18 protein-coding genes are annotated in these 20,824 nt (G+C 45.0%); 14 read left to right on the top strand and 4 right to left on the bottom strand.

Annotated elements, in window-relative coordinates; all coding sequences use genetic code 11:
* Nucleotides 1-59: 59 nt before the first annotated feature.
* A complete protein-coding gene (locus ACM1ND_RS13275) occupies nt 60-1,064 on the bottom strand; it encodes a hypothetical protein (protein ID WP_418027939.1) in 1,005 nt (334 codons plus the stop codon).
* A 343-nt stretch (nt 1,065-1,407) separates the two neighbouring features.
* On the opposite strand from ACM1ND_RS13275, the gene ACM1ND_RS13270 reads away from it, so the two are divergent.
* The 13 genes from ACM1ND_RS13270 (at nt 1,408) to ACM1ND_RS13210 (ending at nt 14,460) form a co-directional block, all read left to right on the top strand.
* Nucleotides 1,408-1,656: a hypothetical protein gene (locus ACM1ND_RS13270; protein WP_418027937.1), complete on the top strand. Its 249-nt coding sequence runs from the start codon at nt 1,408-1,410 to the stop codon at nt 1,654-1,656.
* 56 nt (nt 1,657-1,712) lie between these two features.
* On the top strand, nt 1,713-1,970 hold the full coding sequence (locus ACM1ND_RS13265) for a hypothetical protein (protein ID WP_418027935.1): 258 nt from the start codon (nt 1,713-1,715) through the stop codon (nt 1,968-1,970).
* Nucleotides 1,971-2,300: 330 nt separating this feature from the next.
* Nucleotides 2,301-2,984, top strand: coding sequence for a hypothetical protein (locus tag ACM1ND_RS13260; protein WP_418027933.1), 684 nt, complete (start codon nt 2,301-2,303; stop codon nt 2,982-2,984).
* A 53-nt stretch (nt 2,985-3,037) separates the two neighbouring features.
* Nucleotides 3,038-3,490: a hypothetical protein gene (locus ACM1ND_RS13255; protein WP_418027931.1), complete on the top strand. Its 453-nt coding sequence runs from the start codon at nt 3,038-3,040 to the stop codon at nt 3,488-3,490.
* A gap of 893 nt (nt 3,491-4,383) precedes the next feature.
* Complete coding sequence (locus ACM1ND_RS13250; protein ID WP_418027929.1) at nt 4,384-6,810, top strand: S-layer homology domain-containing protein; 2,427 nt, start codon at nt 4,384-4,386, stop codon at nt 6,808-6,810.
* Between the two features lie 211 nt (nt 6,811-7,021).
* Nucleotides 7,022-7,405 carry a hypothetical protein gene (locus ACM1ND_RS13245; protein WP_418027927.1) on the top strand — a complete coding sequence of 128 codons (384 nt, stop codon included), beginning with the start codon at nt 7,022-7,024 and terminating at the stop codon, nt 7,403-7,405.
* 533 nt (nt 7,406-7,938) lie between these two features.
* Complete coding sequence (locus ACM1ND_RS13240; protein WP_418027925.1) at nt 7,939-9,147, top strand: hypothetical protein; 1,209 nt, start codon at nt 7,939-7,941, stop codon at nt 9,145-9,147.
* Entirely contained in the window at nt 9,107-10,702 is a 1,596-nt protein-coding gene (locus tag ACM1ND_RS13235) for a Dyp-type peroxidase (protein WP_418027923.1), read from the top strand. The genes ACM1ND_RS13240 and ACM1ND_RS13235 overlap by 41 nt, the downstream gene beginning before the upstream one ends.
* Nucleotides 10,703-11,430: 728 nt before the next feature.
* Nucleotides 11,431-12,339 carry a hypothetical protein gene (locus ACM1ND_RS13230; protein WP_418027921.1) on the top strand — a complete coding sequence of 303 codons (909 nt, stop codon included), beginning with the start codon at nt 11,431-11,433 and terminating at the stop codon, nt 12,337-12,339.
* Nucleotides 12,324-12,902: a S8 family serine peptidase gene (locus ACM1ND_RS13225; protein ID WP_418027919.1), complete on the top strand. Its 579-nt coding sequence runs from the start codon at nt 12,324-12,326 to the stop codon at nt 12,900-12,902. The genes ACM1ND_RS13230 and ACM1ND_RS13225 overlap by 16 nt, the downstream gene beginning before the upstream one ends.
* A 57-nt stretch (nt 12,903-12,959) precedes the next feature.
* A complete protein-coding gene (locus tag ACM1ND_RS13220; RefSeq protein ID WP_418027917.1) occupies nt 12,960-13,823 on the top strand; it encodes a hypothetical protein in 864 nt (287 codons plus the stop codon).
* Nucleotides 13,813-14,187, top strand: a complete 375-nt coding sequence (locus tag ACM1ND_RS13215; protein WP_418027915.1) for a hypothetical protein — start codon at nt 13,813-13,815, stop codon at nt 14,185-14,187. The genes ACM1ND_RS13220 and ACM1ND_RS13215 overlap by 11 nt, the downstream gene beginning before the upstream one ends.
* 60 nt (nt 14,188-14,247) lie before the next feature.
* A complete protein-coding gene (locus ACM1ND_RS13210) occupies nt 14,248-14,460 on the top strand; it encodes a hypothetical protein (protein WP_418027913.1) in 213 nt (70 codons plus the stop codon).
* 538 nt (nt 14,461-14,998) lie between these two features.
* On the opposite strand, the gene ACM1ND_RS13205 is transcribed toward ACM1ND_RS13210, so the two are convergent.
* A complete protein-coding gene (locus ACM1ND_RS13205) occupies nt 14,999-16,375 on the bottom strand; it encodes a M6 family metalloprotease domain-containing protein (protein WP_418027911.1) in 1,377 nt (458 codons plus the stop codon).
* A gap of 366 nt (nt 16,376-16,741) precedes the next feature.
* Here ACM1ND_RS13205 and ACM1ND_RS13200 point away from each other — a divergent pair, with 366 nt between their 5' ends.
* The gene (locus ACM1ND_RS13200; RefSeq protein ID WP_418027909.1) at nt 16,742-20,005 is read left to right on the top strand and encodes a hypothetical protein; all 3,264 of its coding nucleotides are present in this window, start codon (nt 16,742-16,744) and stop codon (nt 20,003-20,005) included.
* 365 nt (nt 20,006-20,370) lie between these two features.
* Here the strand turns inward: ACM1ND_RS13200 and ACM1ND_RS13195 are convergent, their stop codons facing one another.
* Both ACM1ND_RS13195 and ACM1ND_RS13190 read right to left on the bottom strand, forming a co-directional pair.
* Entirely contained in the window at nt 20,371-20,622 is a 252-nt protein-coding gene (locus tag ACM1ND_RS13195; RefSeq protein ID WP_418027907.1) for a hypothetical protein, read from the bottom strand.
* Between the two features lie 41 nt (nt 20,623-20,663).
* Nucleotides 20,664-20,789: a hypothetical protein gene (locus tag ACM1ND_RS13190; RefSeq protein ID WP_418027905.1), complete on the bottom strand. Its 126-nt coding sequence runs from the start codon at nt 20,787-20,789 to the stop codon at nt 20,664-20,666.
* Nucleotides 20,790-20,824: the final 35 nt, after the last annotated feature.

Genomic DNA, 20,824 nt, shown 5'->3' with positions numbered 1-20,824 from the left:
TGCTTCAAAAAAAGCATTAATTTAGATTGAAGCAGCCAGTCATATTAGTTTGTTTTTAATTACGTATGAACAGGGACCTCAGTAAGTAGTGAAATTCCGAGAGCCTCTTCAACCTCACCAAAATGATTTGCAAAGGTTCTTGACCCATCTATAGTACCACCAAACAATAACCCTATAACTTGATTCTGTTCATCAACAATGACTGAGCCTGAATCTCCTTCATCAGAAAATCTAGGATTTCGATTTTTATCCGGTTTAATGGAAATTTGATTTTTTAATGTCACAAAACCGATACTAGATCCATAATTAATTGTAACGGTGCGATCAAGACCATCTACAGAACCAAAAGTCAAATCAGTAGTACGACCTTGTTTGCGAACGGCTGTCCCAAACACTGGTAAAGCCTTACCTTTTACCCTACCGATATTTAATATCTCGGATGAAACTTGTCTATTTTCAATTGTGCAAATAGCTGCATCAATCTGTTTGTTTTGACAATTAAATTTACTACTGAGACAAGCATTATCGAGTTTTCCAATTAGATCATTGGAGCAATTACCGCCATCAGGTCTACCTGGTTGTGTCATATCATCTCCCGGGGCAAAGGCACTGTCAACGCACATAACGTGGAAATTGCTCAAAGCGTAAAGTTTATCATTATCTTTCTTAACGATAGCTCCAAGTGTACCAACATAAGTAACTTGTTGGCCATTATTATTAATAAAAGTTCTGCATGGCCCGATGCTAGTTCCACCGATTAAAGGTTCAAACCTTCCTCTTTCAACTTCGAGAACTGGCGCATCTACCGGGACTTCTAATACTTGTAATACTACCTCTTCTTCTTCAATAACATCTGTCTTTATGCCATTTATAGTCTTAGGAACTTCATCATTAGGTTTCACATTTTCTTTCTTTTTGACAAATACACGTATAGCAATCTCGTCAGTTCGTTCCCCTCCGACATGTTTAAACCCTACATCAACACCAATGACATTCGGTTTACTTAGTAATACACTTTCATTAGCTCTTTTAACATCTAAAAGTTCTTTAAGTTTTTGGTCCAAATAAATCCTTCCTTTCTTAGGGGTTAAGATTACTGAAACAGGAACAGTGATATATTTAGTAAAAAGAGCACTATATATACATGCTATTTTTTACTAAAATTACTAAAAATTAAATTCCGTATAATTTAAAAAACTAAGTTGCAGTAATGGCCCCCGATGACATACATTGAAAACCATATCAAGGCAACCAGGAACGTGTAAGAATGTACCACGCTTTGTGGCACTAAAATTTGTGGAATGGTCTAGAACGTACTCAACGTGAGCAACTGATTAAAAAAGGTTGGGAACCTCCCTGATTTGAGAATGATTCCGGGGTATCGACTTCTTGTAGATGCATAGACAGATGATTCAGATGGTGAATTCGTGGGTTGCTCAGAATAACTATCCACACAATGATCACGATCATAACATCAACATAAAACCTTTCATCACCCCATGGCTGGAAATATCTTGGGATCATAAGGATCAGGTCTGGCCAATGCCTGTAGTGGGAAATCCTAATCTACAAATATTCGGGAACTCAAAAGAACAAGGGACCATCGATATTTACCAACAACGCGTGACGGAACGATATACCAACCCGAATGGTTAAGATCGGTAACGCTAGACGATTTAGGTCGAGAATTGGAATTCGGCATCCACGGGTGGATGCATCTGCACTGGAGTTCATTGCCGCCACCGGAAGCCCAGAATATTCTCGATCCATCTAACGATTGGCTTGGATCGCCGTTCTCAAGTCATGTGAATAATCATTTCTGGAAGTTACACGGCTGGATTGAAGATCGAATCATTGTATGGGAAGACGCGCATGGTACAGAGGCCAATCTCTCCCAGGGGTGGGACGGGAGCATTGGGGATTTGATGATCTGGCCAAGGGATATTGGGCGTCTTCCAGCGTGTAAATAAGAGAGAATCACATGGATTAGAAAGAGGGATATCAGGATACGGATGACAAACAGATTGATAAGAGAGAGGGGCAGGGCCAGATCCCGGAGTGTAAAATCGCAGACATGAATAAAGTGATTGATAGAGTAAATGGTGCATGGGTTGTCACTAATAGCAACTTTACAGCACAGGCCTATAAGTTGGCTAAATCCAATAATGTCAGCTAATCAGCCGTGATGAACTTGTAGAGATGCTGCTTCAAATGTTGGCCCCCAAGAAGACAAATACTAACGCAAAGACAAGCGCTTGATTCAATAGAGATACTGACTTTTGTAGACTATGGAGACCTTTTTGTCATCTAAATCGAACTGGCTCTCTGTACGGGATGAACTCGAAAATAAAAACAAAAGTTTAAACGAAGCGATTTTGCTTTTTAATAACTACAAAGAGCGTATGGACGAAGCATCAACCTTCATTGAAAAGAAATCGGTATTACTTTCATGGTGTGAAGTAAATCAACGCTCCGTACAAGACGACGAGATTTCCTTAGTGGATCAAAAAATTGCAAAGCTTGAAGATACACAAAGTAATAAACAAACATCCCTATATGACTTGAAATCGAAGAAGACTCGGCGTGAAGGTATAATGGAAGGAAAGACGAATGCAAATGCTGAAAAGTATAAGAAACCACCGTTTGTATTTGGTCAGCAACATGAGTATGAATTGGAAGGCTACGCTTTTGAACATCAAGCCGCACTTGCTGAACTAGAACAAACGCAAGAAGACATGAAAATAAAGAGAGAACAATCGTCAGATATAACGAAGGTCTTTGATCATTTTGAAGGTTCGGATAATTTTAGTTCTGAAGCAGCGAGTAGCTACTCGCCGATGACTCCGGAAGAATGGGACGGAATTGAGAAAGCGTACGATTGGGCTAAGTCGAAATTGACCGTCTTGCGGAAAGCAAAAAAGCTCACGAAGAAGAGAAGATTAAAACAACAGAAACCTATAACGCTTATAAGGCCATCCTCGTAAGTACGAATAATGTAAAGGTCAAACAATTTGAAAAAGAATTGGTTCGGTCTTTGGTGGAAACGGGAAGACTCTTTGACTTTGAGTACGTTCTATCCTGTTTTGTCCAAGTGTTCAATGCACTTGAGCAAATGAAGCATAATCTGGCTTTGAACCTGGCTGAACTTGAATCGGATTTGCAGGAATTGGTCGAGCAATCCTACCAGCGCGGCAATACGCTTTATGAAAGTATATGTGAAATTCCAAAACATTCCAAAGTTGAATTGTTCAATAGAACGATTCAGATGGTGGATATGACTTGGAATCGCAATGATGAGGTCTCGGCTCGGGCCTCGTTGAAACTCTACATCAACAATCTTTTGGAAATGATTCAATTGTATAAACGAGAAGGAAAAACAGACGAAGCCATTGACCAGTATATGTTATCTCAATTGACGTCAATTCAGCTTTTAAATCAGATTGCACCAATTGCAAACTGCATTGTAACTATTGTAAAACCGCGCCGATAATCCTTTCGGTAAAGCATCTTCAGAACATGTGGTTCGACCAATCATCGAACTTGCGCAGAAGAATAAAATTCAATTAATTTGTTTAACTTCTATTCGGGATGAAGAAATCCAGACACACTTTGATGTAGTTATTAGCAATCGATATTGCTAAGTTGGTGGTAGAGAAGTGCTTCAAACCAATCCAGAAAAAATGAATATCGGTCACTTGTCTTACGCAACGAAATAGACCAAGCAAAGCTCTTCTTATACAACAAGTAGGGCTTGATCGGTTATACATTCGGATGTAGGGTAGTATCATGTCACGGGATAAGAACATTGTTCCATTACCGATTAAATAGGTATTTAAAGGGGAAGTGGTGATCTTTTGTGTATGACCGAAACGCTAAAGGCGGATTTAGGAGTAATCAATGAAGTCTTCATTGGATCGGAGAATACGACATTGTTGTGATTGAAGGCGGGATGAGCTGGATCTTCATTCGATGTCTGGACAAAGAATGTGCTGTTGTATCAAGAAATGAAAGCACCCTTTGCGGTGCTTTTCCTTTTGCCATCATATGTAAGAATATATGCCGTTTTGAGCCTTCTTCCTGTTGCAAATGCAACTGCCGGAAGGAGTGTGGCAGAGAGGGGACATACACGTGTTCTGTGTCCATAATCTGGTACCGACTAAGGAGGTCAATCAAAAAAAGAATTGCAGTCGTGGAGGTGAATTCTTTAGCTGTAGATCACGCCTTTGCTATGATATTTGAATAAAGTAAAAAGTAACCTATTATGGATTAAAAAGTAGTGACATTATCGATTAATCTTGTAATAATAGGTAAGTGATTCTATATACCTAAAATATTAGGTACATAGTCTTGATTTAACACTACATACATGAGAGGACACAAAAGATGAAGAAGTGGGTTAATGTTTTCACGGCTGGAATTTTAGCGACCTCTGTATGGGCTAGCCCCATATTTGCAGCCAAAAGTTCACACCATGTAACAAAGGAAGAAAGTTCTACTGTATCTCAACCATATAGGGATATGGCGGGCCATTGGGCAACGGAAAAGGTTGCAAAATGGAGCCATCTAGGAGTGGTTTCAGGTGTGAAGAACGCACGTTTTGAGCCAAATCGTCCGATTACTAGAAGTGAATGGGCTGCTTTGTTAAATCGTGCATTTCAAATACAACCAGGACAATCAGCATCTTTTGCCGATGTAAATAAAAACGATTGGTTTGCCCCGACTGTTACAGATGCAGTTTATGCTGGATATATGAAAGGATTTGAAGATGGCAGCTTTCGCCCTACGCAAGTATTAAGTAGAGAAGAGGCGGCAGTGACCATAAACCAATTGCTTCAAATCCCTTCTTCCGATTTAAATAAAACCTTTAAAGATAGTACATCTTTGCACAATTGGTCCCAAAAGGCCGTTAATGCTGTAGGGACAGCTGGTATTATTGAAGGTTATCAGAATGGTACTTTTCAGCCTCAAAAACCGTTGACTCGTGCTGAGGCTGTCACGATTCTGGATCGTGCTGTGAATCATTCTGGTGCTTGGTATGGAGAATCAGGAACATATGGACCTTCAACTGGACTCGACAAGCAGTCAGGCAATGTTGTCATCAACACAACAGGTGTAACGCTTCAAAATACGGAAATTGCAGGTGATTTAATTATCGGGAAAGCCGTTGGGAACGGCGATGTATTCTTGAAAAATGTCAAAGTCCACGGTCAAACCTACGTTTACGGCGGTGGAGAGCATAGCGTTCATCTGAACAATTCTGTGCTGGTTAGCATCATTGTAAACAAAGTGGATGGTACTGTTCGTTTGGTTGCAGAAGGTGCAACGTCCATAAGCGAAATAAAAATCAAGACGGGCGCAGCCCTCGATGTCTCACAAGGAGCAAGTGTTGATCGAGTTATTCTAACAAATGAGCTCCCCGCAAAATCCAATGTGAGCCTTACAGGTTATTTCCACACTGTAAATGTCGAAGCATTCGCTATTAATGTAAACATTCCAAACGGACAGATTAATACGTTAAACGTAGCTGATAACGCTAAGGGTACAACTATAGATACAGCACAAGAGTCTTCTATTCTCTCACTGGTGCTTAATGCTGCTGCCAAGGTAATAGGATTAGGTTCTGTTGATAAAGCCGTAGTTAATGCTGAAAATGTTTCCTTCCAAATAAAACCTAAATCCGTGTTGAATGGCGATAAGGTAAGTAGTGATGTTAAGGTCACAATAGGCAATTCAACAAATATTTTGGGATCACAAGGCACAACATCATCAGGTGGCGGTGGGGGTTCTTCTAGTAACTCTAATGAATCCGATAATTCCAAAAAAGATGATCATAAAAAAAGTGACGACAAGAAAGATAATACACCTCAAGCGCCGGAGCGTAATGGGGACGCTAACATTTCTGTTCCTAAAAAAATAGTGACGGTCGGAGAGTCCGTTTATTTTACTAGCTCTTATGCTGGCACTGCTTACTTTTCAAGTGATTTAATAGATTTCGCTAATCTTCAATCTCTTGAGTTAGGTGTCGAAAGTGGTGAGGTGCGTAAATTGGAGGTTCCGGCCAATAAAACTGTCAGTTTCTCGACATATGATATTAACCATTGGGATTATCCTAAAAACTTTGAATTTGATCTGACGATTTATGACAAAAATGGTGCCTATCGTAGCAAGGAAATAACGGTTATAGATGAGAATGAGCCTCTTGTTGGGTCACCGATATATGCTCAATATCCTGAAAGAAAGGATAGACTTGATCAATTCTCTATCGATTATAATCGCTTATTACAGCTTGCGGACGGGAAGACAACAGAAGATATCGTTCAGTGGTCTGTTGGTGACAGTCCTTTTACGCCCTTCACAAAGGAAAATGGGGCTGTAAGAGTTGAGGATAATAAAGTCTTTATATTGCCTAAACATTTGGAGGATCGGTTAGTTTATAAATTCCGTTTAGTCGCAGACTCCGTGGTTACATCAAATGGTGAATTTAATAAAGAATTTCAGACCTGGGGAAATACAAGAACGGTCAGAATTACAATGATTCAACCTATTGGGGATATTTTAAAGGTGAAAAAGGGAGACGCTATTACATTCTCTCTTTCAGGCGTTTCAAATGTGTATCTGCTAAATACATTTGTTTGGGGAAGCCAAAGTAACTACGACGATTTGGTCGCAGAAAACTGGGGCAAAAAATTAACTGTTACGGATGATGAAGTAAATAAACCAGTTACTATCTCAACAGGCGATTTGCCGCCCGGAAAGTATAAACTTGATGTTTGGTATGGACAAGACTTAGATCTGGAAATTATAGAATAAAACTTAATGTATTAGGTGAGTGAACTAGAAATTACGATATTATAAGTGGCCAGGAAACTTTTCCTGACCACTTTTTTTGTTCCAATACTCTGTCTTGAAAAGAGGGTTTATGGTATGCATAACGCTTATCCATCGGAAAATCAGTAGTAAATCCGAATAATGCAGATATTACTCTGTATTCAAGAAGTTTGTAACGAAAGGCGGTGAAAACTTGAAATGGCACCATAAAGCTGTATATTCACTTGCTAATGCTGTTCTTCCAACAGCGGTAAAGCGACAGATGATAGGTGTGGGCAGAGCAACGGTACCTAGTAACGCTAACCCGAAGGGGATATTTAATTGCCTTTCTAAAAAACATCAGCAGGCTCACAATATTGACCTTACTAAGTTGCAAAGCTTTACAACAGAGGAATTGCTTGAGCTATTTATATCTGTCCACCCAGACGTATCCTATGCCTTACACACATACTTACGTATGGGAGATACCAATTTAACGTTTACTGCAAAGAAGCCAAATGGAAACGCGGATAAGAGTGAACAAAGGGTGCTGGATGAACTAAAGGCCTATGCTGAATACACCGTTACAGTCTATTGAATCGGAACGCAAATTTCGCAATAATGATCATTAACAAGTTCAACTGTATATCGCTCAATTTTTGATTAAGCTTATAATCATACATAATGATAAGGAGAGAAAGCACCTTGGACTGCATTTCAGTTTGAATATATATACAATATATAGTCAATAATGAAATTAATGTAAGAAAAAGAAGGTGACATGAGTGGCAGAGGTAAATAATACAACACCAGTAGTATCCTACAGAGATCAATGTTTTGGAAAGTCCTGAGGAAATAAAATATAACGGATCGCTGCAATAACATAAAGGCGCATAAGGGGCTCGGTTCATATGCCTACGCCAACCCGAGGGTACGATCCGCTGTTTATGGGAACAAATTATCCGATCGAACACCCGACTCTCATTAGTAAAGTAAAAGGTCAAATTTTAAATGAATGTACAATCTTTTACTTCACTCACTTTTCCCTTGCCCTATCTTATCTAAGAAGAGAAGGATCTTGTTTTAGAGCGCAACAATTAGAATTTTCATAAACGAAAGGAAGCTGTAAACATGGTGCTATCAAGATTTGATCCGCCAGGCAATCTAGAAGACTATGATACTATTCCGAATCAGCGAGAGGCATGGAGCGAATTCATCTCCAATGTATTCGATTCTGCAATTCGGGAAAATGAACGTTTGCTTAGTCAGGGCAAAAGCCAGTTTTATAACCCTTTGCGGACAAATACACCTGAAGAAGCGAAGGAAGCGTCTATTGCATGGCCAGGATTCCCAAAACGGTTATCGGAAGATCCGGACTTAACGTGGAGGCAGGCAATGGCGATAGCCGACCAGCGACCAGCACCGGGGGAATCGCGAATTCATGACGAATATCTGGAATGGTTTGTGGAATACGATGAAGAAAGCACCAAAGTTAAACGGGTGACGTTTACGTGCGAGGGTCCGGAATATTGGCGGGCGATGGCGAATGGACATCCGTTCTCATCCCCGAATTGGCAAGTTCACGCACGGGGGGATAAGCAGCGCGTTCTTGCACTATACCAGCAGTTTGTTTCTCCCGATGTGCAGCTCGGCGATCTGTTCCTTGGCAGCCGATACAATCCACTGAACAAATGGAACACGAGTCATGGAGCAATGCACTTGACGCATCCGGCTAATACGCTCGGAGCTGAGATTAACTTGGCAGCCGATGCGACGGTGCTTCGAAAAGGCGGTGAAGGCACGATAATCAGCGATCAGAATGACCTTATCCGATGCGCGGGATACGGGGGTGAGGAGCGGGCGAGCGATCCGCTGATCGGCAGCGAAGTCAACGCGCTGGCACGGCAGGGTGCGCTGATTACGCTGAAGAATCCTGTCGGTCTCTACATGTTGGAGCCGAATACAAGCGGTTGGACTGCACCAGACAACAGCGATCCACTTAGTTTTTGGAAGATACTACGCGGTAAGCCAGGTTTCGCTGTAAGGGCTGTGTATGAGGTGCCGTCGGACAAACCGTTCCTTGTCGGCGACATTGAGATCGGAGGCAAACCGATTGAATTTGGCGGGCAGATTGCCCAGCATGTTTTTGTCAGGTTGATCGGTTCTTATTTTCGCTTGGGCGGAGAACGCAGTGATGCCCAAGCGTGTATCCCCCAAGGTATCGCTCCAGCAATGGTGGCCGAATCGGATATGGAAGATGAGGAGCAAGCAATCCTGAAAGCACATAGGAGGGAATTTGATGGCGGACGGGTTGGAAGAACCGTTACTGGAGATCGATGAGATACAGGGTAATTCACTTGTCGGATTCAATAAGGACCACCAGATATTCCTGTTCTTTGAGATCGTTGATCCGGCGTTGGCGAAACGATGGCTGCGTTACTGGACCCCATATGTCTCGACGACGCGTGAGGTGCTCCAATTCAATCGGCTTTATCAGATGATGTGGGCGCGGCGTGGCGAAGAGCCGCCCGGGATGATGGCGACTTGGCTGAACATCGCCTTTTCCTATGAGGGATTGAAGCGCCTGACAGATGATCTGGGGTTCTTTGAAGATTCTGAGTTCAAACTCGGAATGAAGAAACGGTCCGGGTTCTTGGGTGACCCGACAGGAACCGCTCATGAGCAACATGAGGGACATGCGAAGAACTGGCTGTTCGGCGGGGAGCGTAATCCTGTTCATCTAGTATTGATTGCAGCGGGAGATGATCGTTCCATGCTAAAAAAGTGGACCAATTGGATACAAGCGAGCACCCAGCAACTGCCTGGGGCTGATCCGGGAACGGGCGGCGGGATTCGACTCGTGTTTGAGCAGGAAGGACAGGTGCGCCCCGACCTAAAGGGACATGAGCATTTCGGATTCAAGGACGGCATTTCTCAGCCGGGGGTACGGGGGCGGGTATCCGAAATGTCAGACGATTATTTGACAAGGCGGCTGATTGATCCGTCGGACCCACATGCTGCCTTGTACTCCAAACCGGGACAGCCCCTTATTTGGCCGGGGCAGTTCGTGTTCGGCTATCCTCAGCAGAAGCGGGATGACTCACTTCTACCTAAGCAGCTTGATTTGCACATGACAGGATGGGTTTGCAACGGGTCTTATCTGGTCATCCGGCGACTGAGACAGGATGTAGCAGCTTTCTGGGAGTTCATACGTTTGGAAGCGAAGACGTCCGGGATAAAGCCGGAACGGTTCGCAGCGCTGATGGTTGGCCGTTGGCCGAGCGGAGCACCGATCCTTCTTGCCCCGGAGAAGGATGACAAGTTGCTTGCTGAGAACGAGTTGGCGAACAACCATTTTATGTTCGTAGAAGATTCTCGGGCGATCAAGTTACGGCCGGAGCTGGCCGAGAGCCAAGATCAGCTTCCTCAGGCGAAAGGGGATCCACAAGCCACGCTTTGTCCGTTTGCTGCGCATATTAGAAAGACGAACCCTCGTGACGAAACGTCGGATACAGGAAGCTTGAGCGACTCACTGGTTCGCCGCATTTTGCGTCGGGGCATTCCGTTTGGAGAGCCGCTCCCCGTCGATTTTGAGACGGGAATGACAGGGGGTGATTCGTGCGCAGGAAATCGGGGGCTTATGTTTGTTGCGTATATGACCTCCATTGAGAAGCAGTTCGAGTTCATAAGCCAGAACTGGATGAATTCTAAGAGGGAGCCGATGGAAGGCGGGCATGATCCGATCGTCGGACAGCATGACCGCGACGGTCGCAAACGCGAATTCGAATTGATGGGCCGCAGAATGATGTTGGATAAGGAGTGGGTCATTCCGACAGGTGGGGAATATTTCTTCCAGCCGTCGATCAGCGCGCTGCGTGATGTTCTGACCAGATAATTTCCGGCGCTCAGACTGCCCTATGTCTGGGCGTTTTTACTTTTGCGACAGAGAGGAATAGGATACATACCAGATGGTTGTTCATGGAGCATACGAAAAGTAAAGATTGGGCCATCTAACGATCTCTGCTTATCTTTCAGTAGCTCATTCATAGGTAATCTTTTTATTTTTCCCCTACATACATATACACAAAAGATGTGTTTCTTTTAGTTTATATAAATTCTTAATTTATTCAATTCTATATTAATCTGTATATATTGTGACATAAGATATAATTTGCATTCCTTGAAAGACAGCACAAGACTTGGGTTCATACAAATGATGAACTCTCACGATGGTGGTATCAAACTCCACTCTTTCGAAATCTTGTTTAATTGAGAACAATCACATAGTTTGATCCTGGATCCTGGCCCTCTGCCAGCACATTTAGCCTAATCTTGTGAATCCATATTTCACCAGCCTTCACTGTGAAGAAAACAACAATTCCTTAAAGTGCATAATTCAGTGTGCAAAACACATAATTACAAATAGATATTTTATTTGTAAAGCTATTTGTATTCACGCTTACGGCGGTTGTGCTGCCACCCGTAGCAACTCCGGTACCAGGATTAACCGTGATGTGTACGCCAATGTGCTGAAATGGAAGGAAGCCGGCGCATCTCCCCAAGCATCTGCAGAAGTCGGACGCAAAAGGGTAAAAGTATAAGCGGACATCGGAGGCTGGACACATGCCCAAGAACAGACGCGAGCTGATCGTTATATCAGACCCAGGTGCATTGAATCCTCCAGAGAGCTCCCTAATTCAGCCGCTGCCTACAGTCCATACGCTATTGTCGGAATTGTCTGCAGAGATGGGAGAATCCTTTCAGCTGCTCCCTTTATTTGCGCGGGAACCGGAAGCTGAAGTTGAGACTGTTGAAATGACCGCTGAAATGGCCGAGGCCAGAGCGGGATTACAAACCTTTTACAGGGTCGACGCTCCCGATATTAAATTAGATCAGATTGCCGAGAAATTGCGTCAAGACAGCCGGATTCAAGATGCTTATGTGCGGCCTGAACCAGAAATTCCCCGCCCTGTTGCATTGGAAGCGGAGAAGGATGTATCCCCCTTGCCGGCAGCAACTCTGAATTTCGGCGAACGGCAGGGTTATTTAAATGCGGCACCGGCCGGGATTGATGCGTATTATGCCTGGACCCAGCCCGGCGGTTATGGTAACAGAGTGCGGATCATTGATCTTGAAAGTGGCTGGAACTTTGAACATGAGGATTTGCAAGTCAATGAGCAAGGTGTCATTGGTACAGCGAATGATTATAACGATCACGGGACTGCCGTGCTTGGTGTGATGGGCGGGGATCACGAGGCCAAAGGGGTTAAAGGGATTTGCCCCGAAGCGCACATAGCAGGTATCGCCTGGAATGAAAGCTGCGCATCCGCAGGGGACAGCCCCGACGTGCTGCTGGACTCCATCCGGATTTGCGCCCCGGAAGCGATACGCAAAGCGGCCGATCAATTGCAGACCGGCGACATTTTGCTGCTGGAAATGCATGTCCCCGGTCCGCACTATAACTATGTCTGGCGTCCCGATCAACAGGGATATATTGCCATTAATGGTACCCCGATATGTTGGCTGCGATAAAATATGCTGTTGCAAAAGGAATTCTTGTTGTGGAGGCGGCGGGGAACGGCGGCGAAAATCTGGATGCTCAGATGTACGATCAGCCCAAAGATGGCTTTCCTCCCAACTGGAGCAATCCCTTTCGCAGACAAGAGAATGATTCTGGAGCCATTCTTGTCGGAGCAGGCACTCCCCCGAAAGGAACCCATGGCCGAAATCACGGTCCCGAACGCTCCAGACTGGACTTCTCCAATTATGGATCGGCGATCGACGCCCAAGGATGGGGAAGGGAAGTGACTACTGCCGGTTATGGCGATCTATCACGGAGCAGCGGCGAGAATTCGTCGTATACCGACCAGTTCAGCGGCACATCCCGCGCATCCCCGATTGTTGCAGGAGCTCTGGCATACTTGCAGAGCATTCATCTGACCCGCGGCGGAAGACAGCTGCCCTATGCAACTGTGCGAGAGCTGCTGCGCACAACGGGCAGTCTACAGCAGGACGCACCGGGCAGACCTGCCAGCCAACGGATTGGCAATCTGCCGGATTTGAGGGCACTGATCTCACTGTTGAACGAATTTTAGGCAACAAGTTTACCGCCATGAGGATTTTGTCAGCATATGAAAGGAGGGGGCTTTTCATTGAGTAATGTAGACATGCAGTATGAACTTAAGTTTCTGCTCGATGCCAACCAGGTGCTTACGGATGAGCATACGTTGCGCACAGAGCTTGTGCATTTAGATCAATCGGAAGGGCAACAGATGGATATCCGCTTCATGGATACGCCACAACAGGATTTCTTCCGCGAAAAATGGATATTGCGTGCTCGGTTCAAACCAAATAAAGATCAATGGGAGATCACCTATAAGAAGAGGTTTGACTTTTCTGAGGGTCAAGATCTGCAGCAGGTAATGGATCATGCAAAGGGGCTTGGATATGATCTTGAGGACCCCACCTGCAAACAAGAGGTTGATTGGAGCGGATCTGACCGTACATTTGATCTTTCCTATGAAGTGAAAGCAAAGATCGTCCAAGCGGATAACTTGGATGAGTGGAGAGGTATTCTGGTTGAAAATGCCCCGCCAATGCTGAAGACTCAGAAATGGGGAGAACGCGATTTTAGCGCCATTCTAACAGAAACCACGGTGTTAGGTCCAATTACTGCTCACAAGTATAAGGGGCAATGGAGCGGATTTCAGGAGAGTGTGGAGATCTGGACGGTGGCCGGCAATTCCATCGTTGAGATATCGACGGAGGCGAAAGGATTAGAGGCGGCGGAAAGCAGTCACCGGACAATGGAGAGTTTACTGGCGCAGCAGAACTTGCTTCCTGTTCAGCATAAAATATCAAAAACTCGCTGGGCGCTGGATATACTGCAGCATCCGGCGAAAAGAGAGGATCCCTTTTTGCTGTTGCTTCATGGTGGTTTTAATCTCTACTTTCGCCATGCCCAGCCGGTTGGGGGTAGCACATGCGCGGCAGTTGGGAGAAATTTTGAGGAATAAAAAAATCCCGTTGCAAATGCCGGTTTTATCCAGTCCGGTTAAGCGTGCGCTGCAGACCGCTGTCTTGGCTTTTCCAAATGAGGGTGAGGTAAAAACCGATGAACGCCTGCCCAGGGTAGATGAATTACAGCAAGTGCTGGAGAAGAAGCCGGAGCCCGGAACCAATCAGGTTCTAGTTGCGCATTATCACACGTTCAAGAATCAGCTCCAGGAGTTTCTGAATCATCTAGGTTTGGTCATCCTCCAACCCCTAGGAGCAGAGCAAGGATACAGGATCCTCCGACAAGTGGATATCTTGCAAGCATCGCTGGTGAAGTATGGTAGCGGAGTTATTGAACCGGCAGCATCCAATGACAACAATTGAATCGGGGAATGAAAAAGGACGGCGAATTCGCCGTCCTTTTCACATATCAGAAGCAATGCTATGAGTTTATTTGAAGGAAAAGATAGTGTAAAAGTAGGCGCTCGGCGTCCAACAGGGCAAGGAATCCATCGAATTCTGACCGAGGCTACATATAACGAACGGGGGTATATTGAGAGTAGGGAGCCTCCCAGCGAGTTTAAGAAGCATGATTATGTGCCCGATGTTCATGAGGTGGGGGCTGTCTCTGAAGAAGTGGAGCTTCAGATTGACTGAACTGTAAGAGGAACTCGGAGCTTTTAAGGGAAAGGAGATTTTGAAAGCGGTAGCCTGTTTTCTTGCCTTCTTTTAATATATTCATCCCTTTGCCGGCGGTAATTTCTGATGTTGAATGACCATCAGCCGCTCATTCTCTATGGTGTGGGCAGAGAACTGTACTATAGAAGTCTGCAGAAGTATAAACAGGAGAGGACCCAACATAGCATTACTATTTATTATAAGAGCTCTCTCATTTTTTTGCGAGGGGTACTATACATGCTTCGGTGATACATATTTGAGTATGGAGAATAAGCGATCATTAAACGACGCAGCCGGATCCGGACAAAATGTACCCGCAAGTCATTACCAAAAACATGCAGTTTCTTATTTCGACCTTAATCTGATCCCAAATCTCAAGATTGAGCCGTTAACAGCGTAAATGGAAACATGAAGAACTTAGGCCGATAGAATATCGGCCTAAGTTCTTCATGTTAATTTTTCTATGTCATTAAACTGGAAATTGCCCTATCGGAATAACGTCTTTTCCAGAATTCTTCTAACCCTCTATTATGATGTCAAGTTGAATCTGTTTGGTTGCCTCGTTAAATGAGATGTTTCTAAGACTGACTCCGGAAGCGATGTCTGAGAAGGATGTGGATATTACACCAGAGTCGTTAAGCTCTCTCACTTTTTTCGACCCTGGGAAAGGATCTCCAGCATCTCCAGCATTCAAATCGTTGGGATCGTTAAGATCATTTCTACCGTCGGCTTGAATTAACAACATTCCTGGTCGATGACTTCCTTCCTGTTTAGCGTCTTCATCCACCCTCCATACTAATAGTCCTTCTCCAGGTAAAGCACCGTCAAAATTATTCATTATTCTATTTTCCAAGAGCAAATATTGCTTTTCTGTATAGCCAGGCCCACTTATTTTAAGTACTTTTCCATTTGGTCCTGTAACTGGAGGTAAGACAACCTCATTCGTTGATTGTGAAATTTTCGTCACTCCAACCCAACCATGTTGAGATTTATGGAGCCCCGCTGGATGGATAGGGCGTACTTCATTCCCAGCGTAGGATCCACTTGCCATTAGATCCCACATGCCACTTCCATCCCAGTGATCACCATCCTCATCATAGTTAGGATCGTAAAAATCCTGCCATTGAAAAGCAAGGTGCCCCAGTTCATGAGCACACACACCTAATTTCGCATCTTGCGGGACCATTAAATATGTGCTTGCATACAGATTCGGTGAAACTTCAATTGGATTCCTCGTTACCCACTTGTGAGACCATATATGCTTTCCTCGTAAGGAGGGGTTCAGTTTTTCAGCACCCAAACCCGCATGTACGATGAACAATGCAGTTATCTCATGATTACCTAATTTATCAAGCGTAGGATCAAAGGTGATCCCCTTTGAAAGAGCTGTCTTCACAGCATCTTCAGCAAGTACCCGTGCATTGGGATAGGATTCAGACATACCGGAACTCCCATTGGTATAATAACTATAGTTTTGAGGCATTCTGAGCCACCCGTGAACTTCTCCCTCAATATGGACTTTCCCTGAACTAACCTCTTCGTAATAGTCTGACAAACTTCCAGTAAGAGAATTTTTTTTAGAGAACAGCAATTCATCATAGTGACTTTTTGGTAAAATTCCTTGTTCGTCTGGGAAGTCTACCAAAAGGACTAAAACTTTCAGAGTACCTGTTACAGGGGTGTGGGGGATCAAAATAAATTCATTGCGTCCATCCCGCATGATATTCGTTACATTGTCGTCCATTCCGTGCAAATCATGGGCTGGATTTTGGTACCCTCGGGCAAATAAAAATTGTTCAAAACTAAACCCACGATTTTTCCATTTCGTACGGTACTCATTCAAAATGTAAAATTGTACTGCAGGGGAAGGTGGAACTAAACGCAATTCATTCATGATATACCTCCTGTGATGTGATTAAACAGACTTATACACGCCCGAGCTTAAACTCCCCTTAACATTTAAATTTTATACAGTACAGAGTTTAAACTGACAACCGATGCTTCATTTCATTAAATATATCAGTGGATTGTCAACAGTAAATCAGATAGCTTTTCGTATTATCAGGTTAGCCAGAATCTTCTGGTTGGCCTTTTTTTATGGTCATTTTACGATGGGGGGAGCCGGGAGAACGTGACAGCTTTAGGGAGCGAGCGGTCCCGGACAACAATTGTTGGAACGTTTGGCCAAAGTGCTTGCGTATGACGCCAATGCGGTTCATTTGCAAAATGTCCAGATTCTGCATTTAGAGAGCGACGATACATGGAAATCGGTCGACCAACCGCCCATGGTGTTCAGCGGCAACCTGTCAACCTTTACCCCCCCCCCCCCCCGGGCGACGGCCTGTCTGTCTTTACATCGCAGAGTCTTCAGACATTTGCACGTCTGCTCTATATGAGTGGCACGGTCCGGTCTGGGGGGAATTACCTTTATTATGAGGATGTACACCAGAAATGGCCGCAAAATCCAGGGATACCGTTTACGGCGCAAATTTTACTTACCTATGCCCCAGAAGCTCCGCTTGGCGCATACGTCAATGCAGCGGATACAGTGATCGGTGCGGCGGAAGAAACATTCTATTTCTTGGATGCATTAACAAGCCGAAAACCGGCTTTTCCGCCGGGGCATGCCGGACTGGAAATCTACCGCCCGGCGGCGGATGAAACGGGAAATCTAGTGGCTTACTATTTATGCAAGATGTTTATTCAGGTTGGTACAAAACTGGAGGGAGGAAGCTCGTTCATTGCACAGGATCTGTCGGATGTCCCTATCGCACCGCTGGATCAGGTTACTGCTCTGCCCTCTACAGATATCGCTGGTTTGTGGAATCACTATCGCGTTGTGTTGCCTATCGTTAAACATGCCATTCGGCGGTCAATGGCCGAAGACTGCGATTATCCCGCCGACAACCCGTATGCCGGGCTGGGCGAAGAGGTCAAGTTCACCTTTTACCCGCGGGATGTACTTGGGAACACGCTTTTAAGTCCAAGCTATACGCACGCCGTACCCGTGCTATACCGTGATTTTGTGTTGCCGCCGCATCAATGGCCGGGCACAACGCTTCACTATAAGCTGGATGACGGCGGATTGGTGATTAGCTTGGATTTTAATTCGGAACGATTAACGAAGGAGCAGACGTCTGTAAGCAAAGGCAGCTACGCCCTGGCATATCATCAGTTGTCCCAGGACTATGTATCTGCAGGGTTAACCTATTCGATTGATGAGGCAACGACACATGAGGACAGCATACTGGCCACACTGCGGGAATACACGCGGGAATGCTGGCGGAAGCTGTGCCAGACGATTCCCGGACTTCCCATCCCTCGGGTGGTCAGGGAACTAAGAATTGAGCGTTCAGCGATTAAGCTTACCGTGGACAAACCTCTCTTTGCCTTAAACCTGGAATTGACCATTACCCGGACATATGAAGACCATATTGATCCGGAGATGCGCTCCATTCCGGAAGCGATCAGTGCATCCAGCCGTATCCCGCACGAATCTTTAAAGGTTGCGGATTGGTCGATGCCTGCGCAGCAGACGATTCAAGCATTGGCGCGTTATTTCGATGCCTCATTTGGCCGCAAATTAGCCAGAGGAGCATGGGTGGGGGGCGAAGAGGCCGATCAGCTCTGGCTCGTCGGCATTGGAAACACTGAAAGCTTGTCCATTGTAAAGCAAACGGATACGTTCTTCTATGCTGCCGCGCCGATGGAAACCATGAAACGCCGCCGAACATTTAACGTCACGCCGTATCCGTCTGAGTGTTCGGATGGAACCGATTCGGCGGACCATTCCGGAACAGAGACAGTGGAAGATCTTGACGATTGGGTACAACAAATATTTGCTTTTGTTGACAAGATGCTGGAAGCCCAGGATCTGAGCATTATAGGAAAAGTGGACGATGGGAAATCGCTGGAGCAAATACGCGCAGCCAAACAAGCATTGGCAGAGTCTTATGTGAGCCAAGTGAAGCATTTGGGTTACTTGAAGGCTGCTTATCATCTGAAGGGTGCCCGTGAACGCTTTAAACAACAAATGCTGATGCAGCTCGCCGTAGCTTATAAACAAGATACCGTGGTGCAGCAGCCGATTGCTATAGATATCACCCGTGGCGATCCGGCAGAGATGAAGCAAATCTACTGCTATGGTCCAATTGAGGCGGCAAGCTTTATGGGATTGCCTGATGGCTGCGAGATGGAGGAGGGACATCATTTCCCGGTGCAAGCGCGGTTTGCTGATGCTAAACTGTCCTTGGAAAAAGGCATCCAGCATTTGACGTACTTGTTCGATGTGAAGAACACCCAACATTTCGCGCAATATTTAGCTCAAAAAGTGAAGTTCAAAGTCACCCATCTGGAATACACCTCAACGGAGTGGATTTACTATTACACTTACAAACTGCGGCAAGAGATGAGTGCACAGGATCGGCTGAAACATGAAATTGTCTGGAATGAGGAAGAAATCCTCGCCAAACAGAACAACGAGGACGAACTCCCTCAGGCGATGGCGCAACTCATTCATCACATGCCCTGCATCCGTGATGGCTTGAAACAAGGAGCGGACAGCGGAGAACCGACCATAGCCGTTACTGTACTGAAAAACGAGCTTGAGCAAATCGTGCGTAAATGGAAGGAATATTCCAAGAAACCGGTGAGCATAGCAAGCCGGGGATTGCTGACCACTTTCGATTTGGAACAGCCTGGTTTCTCTTCCCGTTTGGAGATTAAGTTGGAGGGGCTGAGCGGACCGGCTGTGCCCGGCGCTTTTTCAATGAGTATCGGCCCCTACCGCTCCGTCAGCGCAGGCAGCGGGGTCTTTCAGTTTATACATCCCGACAACGGGCAATATTTGCGCTTTGATCAACGCAATTTAGCGGAAAATTTGGAACGCACCCTGATTATTGACGACTTCAATATTCTCAGCTTGAAAAAAGCGCGTGTCCTTCTGTATGAAACACGCAATGAGCTATTGCTGCGGTGTTGCAGCTCTTATACGGGAGCGACGGCGGCGGAATTTGTTTACCGTACCCAGAGAGTCACTCTTCCCGATGCGGTGACACCGCGCTTAAGAACAGCCAAGGAGATTGATATCTCCAATCTTACCAATCACTCCAGTACGGACAGACTGTCCGTAGAAGACCACATGGATAATTTATTGAAGCAACTGTTCAAGGATAAGGATACCAAGCCGTGGTTACATTCCCTGGTTTGCTCCGCTGTGTACAGATATGTTTATATAGCGGTAGATCCAAGGTGGGACAATGATGGGAATAACCTTGGACAAGTTACGGTTCCGGTCTGCCTGAAGCACGCCAGAACGTATCTGGAGAATGAAGAGTCCGTTGCTGAATTTTGCCGGCAAATCAACGAATGCTTGCGGCGCAAAGACGGTCCCTTACATGAAGAGGGGAATTTTATCCTCAAGCTCAGTGTCCATTCGGAAAATGGCGGAAACGTAAACACGCTCCCAGTGCTGGTTTTGGAGAATCTCAAGCTACCGCTGAACAAAATCAGGTATTTACTTTAGGAAGGACAAAGCAAGAAGCTATCCGTCCAAGATCCTTTTCTGAACGCCCAATCGAAAATATGCCTTCGCATATGCTGTACTTTCAGGCCGCTTGCAGAGGAGAATCATTCTGTAAGCGGCTTTTTAATCTGGATTGTTTACTTTTCTTTGGAATACACATTAGTGTGGGAATCGGCTAAGGGACTAAGTTCTTGTCCTCCGACAACAAATGTCGTTGGACAAGAACATGGTGCTATTGCCGATTTGATCAATATCTAATTACTAACTTGTTCAGGTTCCAAGCATGAAATCGGTAATCAAACTTTGATATTTGGTTAGCATACAGCTGTAAAAAGAAAATAAAGTATGAGATTGACAATGCTTCATTAAGCTAACGGGCAGGTTAGTTTTAATATTATATAATCACCAAAGAGGCTTTGCGTTGTTAAATTGAATATCCTGATTAAAACCTGACACAAAGACGGTCGATTATAGGCAGCAATAATCTCCAGGGTCCAATTGTGCCGTGCTGTAAAGCCCGCATAATGTGGAATAGAGCCCACAATGACCTGCTTCAACTTTTCCTGCTGCTCTTTGGTTAGTCGGACAGGTGCGCCGGGAGAATGGTTCATTTGCAAGCCAGGAAGTCCTCCCGTTTGATAAGCCTTGATGTAACCCTTTACCGTTTTTGCACTTCGGTTCCTTGCAGGTACAAATAAAGGGTCTGGTACCGCTCGTACATCCGACGATCTTTTTCTTTTTTCATCGCGCTTTCGATTTCTTGAAATGCACCTGTGTTTTCCATTCTGATTTCCTGCCTGTCTAAGTAGTTTCTTATAT

The sequence above is a fragment of the Paenibacillus sp. JJ1722 genome (assembly GCF_048282685.1).
Taxonomy (GTDB): domain Bacteria; phylum Bacillota; class Bacilli; order Paenibacillales; family Paenibacillaceae; genus Paenibacillus; species Paenibacillus polymyxa_B.
The sequence above is the reverse complement of the archived record's forward strand: the minus strand, read 5'-3'. Positions and strand labels throughout refer to the sequence as shown.

Bases quoted from the DNA above. Each gene is read 5' to 3' on its own strand.
- ACM1ND_RS13200 (WP_418027909.1), top strand. From the start codon at position 16,742: ATGGAAATCGGTCGACCAACCGCCCATGGTGTTCAGCGGCAACCTGTC.
- ACM1ND_RS13225 (WP_418027919.1), top strand. From the start codon at position 12,324: ATGTTGGCTGCGATAAAATATGCTGTTGCAAAAGGAATTCTTGTTGTG.
- ACM1ND_RS13205 (WP_418027911.1), bottom strand. From the start codon at position 16,375: ATGAATGAATTGCGTTTAGTTCCACCTTCCCCTGCAGTACAATTTTAC.
- ACM1ND_RS13270 (WP_418027937.1), top strand. From the start codon at position 1,408: ATGATTCAGATGGTGAATTCGTGGGTTGCTCAGAATAACTATCCACAC.
- ACM1ND_RS13190 (WP_418027905.1), bottom strand. From the start codon at position 20,789: ATGGAAAACACAGGTGCATTTCAAGAAATCGAAAGCGCGATGAAAAAA.
- ACM1ND_RS13230 (WP_418027921.1), top strand. From the start codon at position 11,431: ATGCCCAAGAACAGACGCGAGCTGATCGTTATATCAGACCCAGGTGCA.
- ACM1ND_RS13210 (WP_418027913.1), top strand. From the start codon at position 14,248: ATGAGTTTATTTGAAGGAAAAGATAGTGTAAAAGTAGGCGCTCGGCGT.
- ACM1ND_RS13235 (WP_418027923.1), top strand. From the start codon at position 9,107: ATGGCGGACGGGTTGGAAGAACCGTTACTGGAGATCGATGAGATACAG.
- ACM1ND_RS13250 (WP_418027929.1), top strand. From the start codon at position 4,384: ATGAAGAAGTGGGTTAATGTTTTCACGGCTGGAATTTTAGCGACCTCT.
- ACM1ND_RS13240 (WP_418027925.1), top strand. From the start codon at position 7,939: ATGGTGCTATCAAGATTTGATCCGCCAGGCAATCTAGAAGACTATGAT.
- ACM1ND_RS13265 (WP_418027935.1), top strand. From the start codon at position 1,713: ATGCATCTGCACTGGAGTTCATTGCCGCCACCGGAAGCCCAGAATATT.